Below are 12,276 nucleotides of genomic sequence, written 5' to 3'. Positions count from 1 at the left end.
TGATAATATGGCGTGTTTGAAACGCTAATTAAGTTTCTACGTGGGGTTGCCATGCTCTTCTCCTCCATGAGTTGAACACTATAAGCTTAGCTGTAATTCCAAAAATTGAGAAATATTAAGTTGGATGTCTACATAAATTTAGTCTTTATATATGAAGCTCGGTTAACTCTTCAAATTTAAAATGGGTGTCTAAATATATATCTAAATAAAAAAGCTCAGCGGTGCTGAGCTTGCTTGAAATTAGGGGGTACTTTGCAAGTGAATGATTACGAAAATGCCTTTTCGCTTAGGAGTTCCTGCATTTGTTCGCGCATTTTAAATTTTTGAAGCTTGCCTGTTACTGTCATTGGGTATTCTTCAACAAAGCGGATGTGCTTTGGTACTTTGAAATAGGCAAGTTTATCTTTTAAAAAATCACGAATGGCATTTTCATCAAGTACCGCATCATCTTTTGGTTGGATCCAGGCGCACACTTCTTCGCCGTATTTTTCATCGCTAATACCAAATATGGCTGCATCTTGAATACCTGGATAGGTGTAGAGAACTTCTTCTATTTCTCTTGGATAAATGTTTTCTCCACCGCGGATGATCATGTCTTTTATCCTGCCAACGATAGCAACAAAGCCATCTTCGTCCATCACTCCTAAGTCACCAGAATGTAACCAGCCGTCTTGATCAATTGTTGCTTTCGTTTTTTCTTCATCATTCCAATAGCAGCGCATAATTCCAGCACCACGGCTACATACTTCACCCGGTATGCCAACTTTTTGAATATCACCCAGCTCGTCGATAATTTTCACTTCAGTATGGGCTAATGCACGGCCCACTGTGGTAACTTGTTTTTCGAGAGGCGAGTCGGTTTCGGTCACGTTATTGATAGGGCTACATTCTGTTTGGCCATAACCAATTACAACTTCTTTCATATGCATTAATGAGTGTACTTTTCGCATAACTTGCTCAGGGCAGGTTGAGCCGGCCATTACGCCTGTTCGTAGGCTAGATAAGTCATAGTTTGCAAAATCTTTAAGCTCTAACTCGGCGATAAACATAGTTGGAACACCATGTAGGCCTGTACAGCGTTCTTTTTCAACAACTTCAAGGGTTGTTTTAGGGTCGAAAGAATCCCCCGGAAAAACAGCTGTAGCGCCTTTACTTATACATACTAAATTGCCAAGCACCATCCCAAAACAGTGGTATAAAGGTACCGGAATACAGAGTTTATCTTCATGTGTCAGCTTCATAGCTTGTGCCATCAAAAATCCGTTATTGAGGATGTTTTTATGGGATAAGGTCGCTCCTTTTGGGTTACCTGTAGTACCAGAGGTAAATTGAATATTGATATCTTGGTCACAATGTAAAGTGGCCGCAATGGCATCAAGCTCCAGCTTATGGGCATCTGTAGCGCGCTGCATGATATCGCTAAAGCTAAACATGCCAGTAGCAGGCTCATCACCAATACGAATAATGTTTTTTAGGTGTGGCAGGGCGTTTAAATTTAATTCACCTGCTTGTGAATCTATAAGTTCCGGTGCGAGCTCATTCAGCATGCTTATATAATTACTGGCTTTAAATTCACTTGCTGTGATAAGTGTTGAACACTCAACACTATTGAGTGCGTATTTTAATTCGCTTGGTCGATATGCAGGGTTAATGCACACCATAATTGCACCAATCTTGGCTGTAGCAAATTGGGTTAAGCACCATTCAATATTGTTAGGAGACCAAATACCAACCCGGTCGCCAGGTTTTACGCCAAGTGATAATAATCCCATTGCTAACTTGTTAATCTGTTGCTGGTATTGCCTATAGGTTAAACGGATCTGTTGATGATGAACCACAATCGCGGGGTGATCAGGGTAATTGTCGACAATGTTATCAAGGTACTGTCCAATAGTTTTTTCAATTAAAGGAATATCTGTACGGCCTTGATAATAGCTTTGAGTAAGTGGAAGCGCATTACAGTGTGTGTTCTTTGTCTGCATTGTATTCTCCGTGTCCGGTTAATTTGTTGTCATGGACTTGATGCAAAAGAATTGAAACAATCATTTAGGATGATTTCAAAACATGCGTACTTGATTAACTAAACATAGATTGTCGACAAAGAAAAGCTTTATAAGACTAATGTACAGAGTTTAATTTTAATAAAGCAGAATAAAGGATGGTTTTTGAGGTATAAAAAAACGTGCCGTAGCACGTTTTATTAAGAATAAGCAGCAATTAAGCTTTTGGCTCATCTTGCTTATAAGTTTTACGCATGATGTACACGTAAGCACTAATGAATGCGTTTTCTTGGAATTTTTTCAGGCCTGTGTCTTCAAAATCAATAGGCACCGGGTTGCGCTTAAGCTGCTCTTTGATTTCAGTTGCAGATAAAATTTGCACATCTAAGCGTTCAATTAACTGAATAGCCGTTTCCATTTTGAAACCTTTTGCGCTGCCAGCAAACTTACCTTTTGCTTGGCGCTCTTTGATTGCTACAGAGTCAATTTGGTAATCTTCCATTAATTTTTTGAAATCAAATTGGAATTTACGCATTACTTCTGTGTCATTACCATTGCCTAAGGTAAAACGTGTTTGTCTGACATCACGTATATCAAATACATCATTGTCTTTGGTTAAAATGCACAGCAGTACGTCACTACCTGTAATTTCTACACCACATGTTCTCATGGTCTTTCTCTAAATAACTTAATTTGCGCAATTATAGCAATTAACGTTATGAAAAACAGGTGCTTTAAAAATGAATTTTAATTGCGATAACACCGTGGTCACTTACACTAATATCTTCGGTTAATTTACCTGGCGAAATATGCTTATCATAACTTTCGTAGTCGAGCACTTTAACTTTCGAAGCTTGGCAATCGGGATTAAAATGCGCTGAAGCAAGAATATAATCTAATACATTCCCTTTTCCTTGGTAATAATGGCTAAAGGGTTTGTTTTTATTATCATAATATGAGCGGCTAAACTCATAGCTGTCGGTCAGACCAACAACAAGTTCGTTCTGTTCTATACAAGGTTCACAGCGAGTGGGGTGAAAGCCTTGAGTCATAAACGATAAAGTTGGGCTGGTAAGTACATCATTAAAGTCCCCCATAACAAGTGTTGCACATTGCATTTCTCGCTGCGTTTTCAGTGCATCATAATAGACAATAGACGCTTCTAATGAGCGGGAGATTTGCGACTGCATGGTACCCACCGTTTGATGTAGTAACTGCAGGAGCGGATCTTCAAGGTTATGAATATTAAGAATGTGCGCCATTGATTGCACACGCTGTGACTTAAAATGAACAACATAAAAACAGACTTCACCAAAATCAGGTAAATCAATGATACATTTAATCGGTGTGCGATTAAATTTGAACTCATTTTGATTGTTTAAGTACTCAAGTAATTCAGGGCATGGCGTCAGTGCATCGGCTGATTTAAACGGGTATTTACTCGCAATTGCAACTACAGGGTTGAATAACACTTGCGGATAGAGCGCATCATGGGACGGGCTATCGACCGTTTTAAAATAATCATAACCCGCTTCTTTACACTGCACTTCTAATGCGTGTTGACTAAACACTTCTTGAAATGCCACCACATCAGGGGTTGACTCACTTAAGAAATTAGCAACAAACAATTGTTTTTGCAGCCATTGTGTATTGTTATAGCGTTCATGTAATTGGTAAAACGAGTAGGGTGGCGCGGTGTAATTTAATAAGTTAAATGTAGCAAACTTGAAAGAACGCGTGTTTGGCATTTTCATCACCCTAAAAGTACTGACTCATTAAGTATGAAATGAGTTAACTAATTGTCAATTTACTCTCCTAACTACTTGTATTTGAGCACGTGAGCAGCGACAATAGTCGCTTGTATTTGCGAAGACTCAGTAAATACAAGCATAAATAGCAATGCTTATTCGTAAAAGCGTTGCAGAGTTACTAAAAATTAATTTAAAAATATTACATGTGATGCATTGTAGGCATCACCACTGTATTAAGGATTTATAATGCCAGTTATTACCCTCCCTGACGGCAGTCAGCGTAGTTTTGAAAACCCAGTAAGCACATTTGACGTAGCGAGCGATATCGGTCCAGGTCTTGCCAAGGCAACGATTGCAGGCCGTGTTAATGGTACTCGTGTTGATGCATGTGACTTAATCACCGAAGATGCGCGTTTAGAAATTATCACAGCAAAAGATGATGATGGTTTAGAGATTATCCGTCACTCATGTGCGCACCTTATTGGTCATGCAGTTAAGCAGCTTTTCCCTGAAGCAAAAATGGCAATCGGTCCGACCATCGATAACGGTTTTTATTACGATATCGACATGGAACACTCTTTAAGCCAAGATGATTTAGATGCTATCGAAAAGCGCATGCTTGAGCTTGCTAAAACAAACTACGACGTTGTTAAAAAGACCGTAAGCTGGCAAGAAGCACGCGATACTTTTGAAGCGCGTGGTGAAACATATAAAATGGAAATCCTAGACGAGAACATCGCGAAAGATGATCGTCCAGGCTTATACCATCACGAAGAATACATCGACATGTGTCGTGGTCCACACGTTCCAAACATGAAGTTCTGTCAACATTTCAAAATCATGAAAGTGGCAGGTGCTTATTGGCGCGGTGATTCTGAAAACAAGATGCTGCAACGTATCTACGGCACTGCATGGGCAGATAAAAAGCAACTTAAAGCGTATTTAAAACGTTTAGAAGAAGCTGAAAAACGTGATCACCGTCGTATTGGTAAAGCGCTTGATTTATGGCACTGGCAAGAAGAAGCACCAGGCATGGTGTTTTGGCACAATGATGGCTGGAGCATTTACCGTGAACTAGAAGACTTCGTTCGTGAAAAACTACGTGAGTACGATTACGAAGAAGTTAAAGGCCCATTAATGATGGACCGTGGTTTATGGGAAAAATCAGGTCACTGGGACAAATACGCAGATGCGATGTTCACAACTGAATCTGAAAAGCGTGAATACGCAATCAAACCAATGAACTGTCCGGGTCACGTACAAATCTTTAACCAAGGTTTAAAATCATACCGTGATCTTCCATTACGTATGGCTGAGTTTGGTTGTTGTCACCGTAACGAACCATCAGGTGCATTACACGGCTTAATGCGTGTACGTGGCTTTACTCAAGATGATGCGCATATCTTCTGTACTGAAGAGCAAATCATGGATGAAGTTTCTGCATGTATCAAAATGGTTTACGACACATATGAAACGTTTGGTTTTGAGAAGATCGTTGTAAAACTATCTACTCGTCCAGAAAAACGCATCGGTGAAGATGAAATGTGGGATAAAGCTGAGCTTGCGCTAGCTGATGCATTAAAAGCAAACGACATTGAGTTTGATTACCTACCAGGTGAAGGTGCATTCTACGGTCCTAAGATTGAGTTTACACTTTATGACTGTTTAGACCGTGCATGGCAATGTGGTACTGTACAGCTAGACTTCGCATTACCAGGTCGTTTAGGTGCAACTTATGTTGCTGAAAATAACGAACGTCGTACACCTGTTATGATCCACCGCGCGATTTTAGGTTCAATTGAGCGTTTCATCGGTATTTTAACTGAAGAATACGCTGGTTTGTTCCCAACGTGGCTTGCTCCTAAGCAAGTTGTGATCATGAACATCACGGACAAACAAGCAGATTATGTGCAAGAAATTGTACAAAAATTAAATAAACTTGGAATTAGAGCCGCTGCTGACTTGAGAAATGAGAAGATTGGCTTTAAAATCCGTGAACATACGTTAAAACGTATTCCATATTTACTTGTTGTTGGCGATAAAGAAGTTGAACAACAAGAAGTGGCAGTACGCACTCGCACAGGTGAAGACCTAGGCAAATTTAGTGTTGATGATTTCATTGCAAAAGTAAGCGAAGAAATTAAAAATCGACAATAAATCATGAGCGTGTAGGGCAAAACAAACAGCCAACTACACGCTTTTTATTTTATATTCTTGGAGGATCGTACCATTAGAGGCGGCAAGAAAGGGCAACAAACAGCTCAAAAAAATCGTATCAACGAAGATATTACAGCTAAAGAAGTTCGTTTAATTGGCATCGACGGCGAGCAAGCTGGCATCGTGTCATTAAAAGAGGCGCAAGCTATCGCTGATGATGCGGGTGTAGATCTTGTAGAAATCAGTCCTAATGCTGAGCCACCTGTTTGTAAGGTTATGGACTACGGTAAGTTCATCTTTGAAAAAAGCAAAGAACTAAAAGAACAAAAGAAAAAGCAAAAGCAAATCCAGGTTAAAGAAATCAAATTCCGTCCAGGTACGGATGAAGGTGACTACCAGGTTAAGCTACGCAACTTACGCAAGTTCTTAGAAGCGGGTGATAAAGCTAAAATCACTATCCGTTTCCGTGGTCGTGAAATGGCTCACCAAGAAATTGGTATCGAATTATTAAACCGTGTTAAAGCCGATTTAGAAGATGTTTCACAAGTTGAATCATTCCCAAATCGTGTTGAAGGTCGCCAGATGGTTATGATGATGGCACCTATTGCTAAAAAGCAATAAACAGGGTATATTACGCACCGATTTTATTTCAGGTCTGCAAGTAACAGTTTACTGTTCACCTGAAATAACCGGTTATAAGTAAGGTTGCACTGCTTTTGTAGTGAGCCTTCACCGGATTATGGCAGTAAGTTAGGCCTTAAAAGTAGAGCTATTTTTATATCTCTCGCCTGCTTGCTAATTTTTAAGCAATACATTTGGAGTTATTGCAATGGCTTACAAGCTAAAAACTCACAGAGGCGCGGCTAAGCGTTTCAAGAAAACTGCTTCTGGCGGTTTCAAGCGTAAACAAGCGCATCTTCGTCACATTCTGACTAAGAAAACTTCTAAGCGTAAATTACACTTACGTCCTAAGATGATGGTTCATAAGAATGACCATGGTCTAGTTTCACGTATGTTACCATTCGCTTAATAGGAGTCTTCAGAAATGGCAAGAGTTAAACGCGGTGTTATCGCACGTGCACGTCACAAAAAAGTTTTAAAGCAAGCTAAAGGTTACTACGGAGCACGTTCACGTGTTTACCGCGTAGCTTTCCAGGCAGTTACTAAAGCGGGTCAATACGCTTACCGTGACCGTCGTGCTAAGAAACGTACTTTCCGTCAACTTTGGATTGCACGTATCAATGCAGCAGCTCGTCAAAACGGTCTTTCATACAGCCGTTTTATCAATGGTCTTAAAAAGACTTCTGTAGAAATCGATCGTAAGATCCTTGCAGATATCGCTGTTTATGACCAAGTTGCATTCGCAGCGCTTGTTGCAAAAGCAAAAGAAGGCCTAGCGGCTTAATTTCGCTTTTCATAAAGTTTAAAAAGGAGCCTAGTGCTCCTTTTTTTGATCTTAATTAATATTCATAACTAACAACGATTTTGCATAGCGTATGTCGTTTGCTCCATTTTTTTGTTGAATCACCGCAGTTTACGCAATCCATTCAGATTAGTTGTTATAATTTCCCCAATATAGAATAAGTACCGCACTTGAGAGTGATATGTTTGCGAGTTTAGTGTTTTTATCTGCTGCAGTAACTTTAGACAGCCACTTACCCCCATTATTGCCATGGCAAGGCGATAGTGTGTCTTTAATGCAAGAAAAAGGACCTTTAACCACAGATTTTGAATTAAGCGAAGGCACTTTATCGCCAAATTATGCCGACACGATGGCGTTCGTAGATCGCCTAGTTGCAGCAAACCCAACACAATTCAAAGTAACGACAATTGCAACGAGCAGTGCGGGTCGTGCGGTTAAGATGTTAGTGGCGAATGAGCAAGGTTTGTTTGATGCCAAACAACTTGTTGCTGATACAAAGCCAACTATCTTTATTCAGGCTGGCATTCACAGCGGTGAAATTGATGGCAAAGACGCCATGTTTATGTTGCTACGCGATATTGCAACAGGTAAACGCCGCGATATTTTGAGCAAAGTAAATATTCTGTTTATTCCTATTTTAAACGTTGATGGTCACGAGCGCAGTAGCCAATACAACCGTATTAATCAGCGTGGCCCAGTAGAAATGGGCTTTAGAACGAATGGTCTAAATTTAAATTTAAATCGTGATTACACTAAGCTTGATACACCCGAAGTACGAGGTGTGATGCAGGTTATTAATCAATTTAAGCCAGATTTATACGTGGATGTCCATGTAACCGATGGCGCTGATTATCAGTATGACGTGACCTACGGCTATAATCCGGTTTTTTCGAGTGAATCACCGAGTGTGTCACAAGCGCTGGATAATCTATTTAAACCTGTTATTGATGCCAAACTCGAAAAAGCAGGGCATATTCCTGGTCCACTGGTGTTTGTAATGGACAAGCGGGAATTTAAAAAAGGGTTAGCGGGTTGGGTGGCAACACCACGTTTTTCAAATGGCTGGGGTGATTTACGTTCATTACCGACCATCTTAGTTGAGAACCACTCTTTAAAACCTTATAAGCAGCGCGTATTAGGTACTTATGTATTTATTGATGGTGCCATTGATGCTTTAGCTGCAAACGATAAAGCCCTTAATGAAGCAGTTCAAAAAGAGCTCGATTTCAAACCTACGCAATTAGTAGTGGAACGCGGTTATGCAAAAGAGCCAGATACCATCGAATTTAAAGGGATCGCCTATTCAAGAACTGAAAGCGCATTGTCTGGGCAACCTGAAGTTAAATATTTAGGTCAAGCTAAAAACTATGACGCATTACCGGTTTTTTGGCAAAAAGAAGTTAAAAAGACCGTTAACGTACCTGCTGCGTTTTATATTCCGCCGGCGTACAGCCAATTGGTAAGTAAGCTTAAATTACACGGCGTAGAGGTAACGACAGTGAATGGTTCTGTTTATGAGCCATTAACGCAAGCAAGCGTTGCTGATTATTCATTTGCAAAAGCACCTTTTGAAGGACGTTTTCGTGTAGAGGCGACATTTGATTACAACACCGTAGAAAATGTCGATATGACCGGCTGGTACAAAGTCTCAACTGAGCAGCCATACTCAGAACTGGCTACACACTTACTACACCCAGAAGCGCCAGATTCATTCTTTGCTTGGGGCGAGTTTAATACTCTTTTTCAGCGCACTGAATACGTTGAGAATTACGCTTTAATGCCGTACGCACGTCAAATGCTAAAAGAAAAACCTGCATTGGCTTTAGAGTTCGATAAAAAAATTCGTGAAGATAAAAACTTTGCTAAAGATGCTGATGCGCGCTTGCATTGGCTTTATGAGCGTACACCGTTTTATGATCAAGGCTATTTAAAATACCCAATTTTAATGGCGTTTGAGCAGTTACAAAAAGGACAATAACATGAAAGTGATTGTTGTTCCTGTTACTGGCTTTGCGCAAAATTGCCGAATTATTATTTGTGAGCAAACGAATAAAGCGGCATTGGTTGACCCAGGTGGAGATGCAGAGAAGCTGCAAGCGGAACTAGCTGCGTTAAATTGTGAGTTAGAGGCAATTTACTTGACCCATGGTCACTTAGACCATGTGGGCGCTGCAAAGCAACTCGCAGAGCATTTTAGTGTTGATATCATTGGCCCACATTTAGATGATAAATTTTGGTTTGATGCCTTGCCAATGCAGGCGCAAATGTTTGGTTTTGCACCAATTACACCATTTTATCCAACGAAGTGGCTAAATCATGGCGATACAATCACAGTGGGTGAACTTGAATTATCTGTACGCCATTGCCCAGGGCATACGCCTGGTCATGTTGTTTTTTACCACCAAGGTTCTGAACAGGTGATTGTTGGGGACGTGATTTTCCAAGGCTCTGTCGGTCGTACTGACTTCCCGAAAGGGGATAGTGCGCAATTAATCGAATCAATTAAGTCTGAGATTTTATCATTCTCTGATGAAGTTGCTATTTTGCCAGGCCACGGTCCGAATACCACCGTAGGGCATGAGCGAAAAACAAATCCATTTATCAGCGGACGTTTTGGTTAATGCCAACGCGTAACATCAGTTAAGTAGTTTGTAAGTGGATCGGTATAAAATTGCAATTTTTTTGCATAAATAGTAGAAAATAGGCAGACTGATTTTTAAATCAGTTATATAATTTAACCAGTATTTTTACAGAAAAAGAAATAAAATGTCTCTGAACCAAGTAGATCGCCAAATTTTGGCATTATTACAGCAGGATGCTAGCTTATCTACGGCAGAAATTGCCGATAAAGTTGGTTTATCTCAATCTCCATGTTGGCGTCGTATTGCTAAGCTTGAGCAAGATGGCTATATCAAAGGTAAAGTTGCTTTGCTTGACGAGAAAAAGCTTGGCTTTGATATGTTGGTTTATGCCCATGTTCGTCTATCTAACCACGGTAGAACGAACCTAGCTGAGTTTGAACGTTTAATTATGAGCTATGATGAAGTAACCGAGTGTTACAGTATGGCGGGTACCATGGACTTCATGCTTCGTATTATTTCAAAAGGTATTGAAGGTTATGAGCAGTTTGTTCGTGATAATCTACTAAACCTTGAGTTTGTTCAAGAAGTTCACTCAAACGTGACCATGACATGTGTTAAGCGTAGTACGTCTTTACCTCTTTAATCTTTTTCTACTACGTTTTATTTTTCGAAAACGGTTAGTGCTTTTAGGTACTAGCCGTTTTGTTGTTAATAATTGTTAACTTTTGCGGATTTTGCTAGAATTCTGCGCCTTGCCGAAATGCATTCACTATAAAGAGGATCTTAATGTTTAACTTACTCAGCAAAGCGCCAAGCTCTGCTAAAAACGATATTCTATCAGGCCTGACCGTTGCGTTGGCATTGGTACCAGAAGCGGTTGCGTTTGCTTTTGTTGCTAATGTTGAGCCTTTGGTTGGTTTATATGCCGCATTTATTGTTGGCTTAATTACGGCTATTTTTGGTGGTCGTCCAGGTATGATTTCTGGTGCTACCGGCGCACTAGCCGTTGTAATGGTAAGTTTAGTTTTAGATCATGGTGTAGAGTATCTATTTGCAACCGTCTTATTGATGGGGATACTGCAAGTACTCGCAGGTATCTTCAAGCTTGGCAAGTTTATTCGCATGGTTCCGCACCCTGTAATGCTTGGCTTTGTAAATGGTCTTGCGATTGTTATTTTCTTGGCGCAACTGGGTCAATTTAAAGTACCAGACGGTATGGGTGGCCAACAGTGGATGGAAGGGCAAGCACTTTATATTATGCTTGGCTTAGTAGCGTTAACTATGGCTATTATTCATTTCTTACCTAAGTTAACTACAGCTGTACCTTCATCGTTAGCTGCCATTGTAACGGTAACAGCGATTGTGATTGGCTTTGATTTAGAAGCGCGCACTGTACTAGATTTCTTAAAAGGAATGACAGGCAATGAGCAAGCAACGATTGCCGGTGGCTTGCCGGAGTTTCATATTCCTATGGTACCATTTAACCTTGAGACATTAAAAATTATCTTCCCTTATGCTTTAGTTTTAGCAGCGATTGGTTTAATTGAATCGTTATTAACACTGACCTTAATTGATGAAATTACTGAAACCCGTGGTCACAGTAACAAAGAGTGTATTGGTCAAGGCGCTGCAAACATTACCTGTGGTTTCTTCGGTGCAATGGGTGGTTGTGCGATGATTGGTCAATCTATGATCAATATTAACTCGGGCGGTCGTTCACGTTTATCTGGTATTAGTGCCGCAATTATACTGCTAGCATTCATCATTTTTGCAGCCAGTCTCATTGAAATGATCCCACTAGCTGCCTTAGTTGGTGTTATGTTCATGGTTGTTCTTGGTACCTTCGAGTGGGCAAGCTTCAAAATGATGAAACGTGTACCTAAGTCTGATGCTTTTGTTATCGTGCTTGTTTCTGGCGTAACCGTAGTAACAGATCTTGCGATCGCGGTATGTGTGGGTGTGATTGTTTCTGCTTTAGTTTTTGCTTGGCAGCATGCGAAACACATTTACACAAGCAATTACATCGATGAGCAAGGCTCTAAAGTGTACGAGCTTCATGGTCCTTTATTCTTTGGTTCGGTTAAGAACTTTGCCGAGTTATTTGATGTTAAAAATGACCCAGAAGACGTGATCATTGAATTCAAACATAGCCGTGTTGCTGATCACAGTGCGATTGAAGCGATTGACAGTCTTGCAGAAAAATACGCAAAAGTCGGTAAGAAACTGCATTTGCGTCATTTAAGCCCTGATTGTATTCAACTATTACACAATGCGCGTGATTTAGTTGAAGTGAATGTGATTGAAGATCCAAATTATAAAGTGGCTTCAGATAAACTAGCTTAAAAATAAAGCAGATAAAAAGC

Annotated in this window: 11 protein-coding genes; 8 read left to right on the top strand and 3 right to left on the bottom strand. The window is 40.2% G+C overall.

Annotated features, from left to right (window positions below):
* Nucleotides 1–266: 266 nt before the first annotated feature.
* The 3 genes from CWC02_RS05060 to CWC02_RS05050 all read right to left on the bottom strand — a co-directional run bounded on the left by CWC02_RS05060 (nt 267) and on the right by CWC02_RS05050 (nt 3,748).
* Complete coding sequence (locus CWC02_RS05060) at nt 267–1,982, bottom strand: AMP-binding protein (protein WP_138616820.1); 1,716 nt, start codon at nt 1,980–1,982, stop codon at nt 267–269.
* A 235-nt stretch (nt 1,983–2,217) separates the two neighbouring features.
* On the bottom strand, nt 2,218–2,670 hold the full coding sequence (locus CWC02_RS05055) for a DUF3010 family protein (RefSeq protein ID WP_054554891.1): 453 nt from the start codon (nt 2,668–2,670) through the stop codon (nt 2,218–2,220).
* 64 nt (nt 2,671–2,734) lie between these two features.
* A complete protein-coding gene (locus CWC02_RS05050; RefSeq protein ID WP_054554890.1) occupies nt 2,735–3,748 on the bottom strand; it encodes an endonuclease/exonuclease/phosphatase family protein in 1,014 nt (337 codons plus the stop codon).
* Nucleotides 3,749–3,997: 249 nt separating this feature from the next.
* Here CWC02_RS05050 and thrS point away from each other — a divergent pair, with 249 nt between their 5' ends.
* From thrS to CWC02_RS05010, 8 genes are all read left to right on the top strand, one after another.
* Nucleotides 3,998–5,908 (top strand): threonine--tRNA ligase, encoded by a 1,911-nt coding sequence (gene thrS, locus CWC02_RS05045; RefSeq protein WP_054554889.1) that lies wholly within the window; start codon nt 3,998–4,000, stop codon nt 5,906–5,908.
* A 57-nt stretch (nt 5,909–5,965) separates the two neighbouring features.
* Nucleotides 5,966–6,529 (top strand): translation initiation factor IF-3, encoded by a 564-nt coding sequence (gene infC / locus CWC02_RS05040; protein WP_082389338.1) that lies wholly within the window; start codon nt 5,966–5,968, stop codon nt 6,527–6,529.
* 208 nt (nt 6,530–6,737) lie between these two features.
* Complete coding sequence (rpmI, locus tag CWC02_RS05035; protein ID WP_054554888.1) at nt 6,738–6,938, top strand: 50S ribosomal protein L35; 201 nt, start codon at nt 6,738–6,740, stop codon at nt 6,936–6,938.
* Nucleotides 6,939–6,953: 15 nt separating this feature from the next.
* A complete protein-coding gene (gene rplT, locus CWC02_RS05030; protein WP_036968189.1) occupies nt 6,954–7,313 on the top strand; it encodes a 50S ribosomal protein L20 in 360 nt (119 codons plus the stop codon).
* A 199-nt stretch (nt 7,314–7,512) separates the two neighbouring features.
* A complete protein-coding gene (locus CWC02_RS05025; RefSeq protein WP_138616818.1) occupies nt 7,513–9,309 on the top strand; it encodes a M14 family metallopeptidase in 1,797 nt (598 codons plus the stop codon).
* A 1-nt stretch (nt 9,310) separates the two neighbouring features.
* On the top strand, nt 9,311–9,952 hold the full coding sequence (locus CWC02_RS05020; protein WP_138616816.1) for an MBL fold metallo-hydrolase: 642 nt from the start codon (nt 9,311–9,313) through the stop codon (nt 9,950–9,952).
* 145 nt (nt 9,953–10,097) lie between these two features.
* Nucleotides 10,098–10,556, top strand: a complete 459-nt coding sequence (locus CWC02_RS05015) for an Lrp/AsnC family transcriptional regulator (RefSeq protein WP_036968198.1) — start codon at nt 10,098–10,100, stop codon at nt 10,554–10,556.
* Between the two features lie 143 nt (nt 10,557–10,699).
* Entirely contained in the window at nt 10,700–12,256 is a 1,557-nt protein-coding gene (locus tag CWC02_RS05010; protein WP_054554885.1) for a SulP family inorganic anion transporter, read from the top strand.
* Nucleotides 12,257–12,276 lie beyond the last annotated feature (20 nt).

Source organism: Pseudoalteromonas sp. S2721, assembly GCF_005887425.1.
In the GTDB taxonomy this organism is placed as follows: Bacteria; Pseudomonadota; Gammaproteobacteria; order Enterobacterales; family Alteromonadaceae; genus Pseudoalteromonas; species Pseudoalteromonas simplex.
The sequence above is the reverse complement of the archived record's forward strand: the minus strand, read 5'-3'. Positions and strand labels throughout refer to the sequence as shown.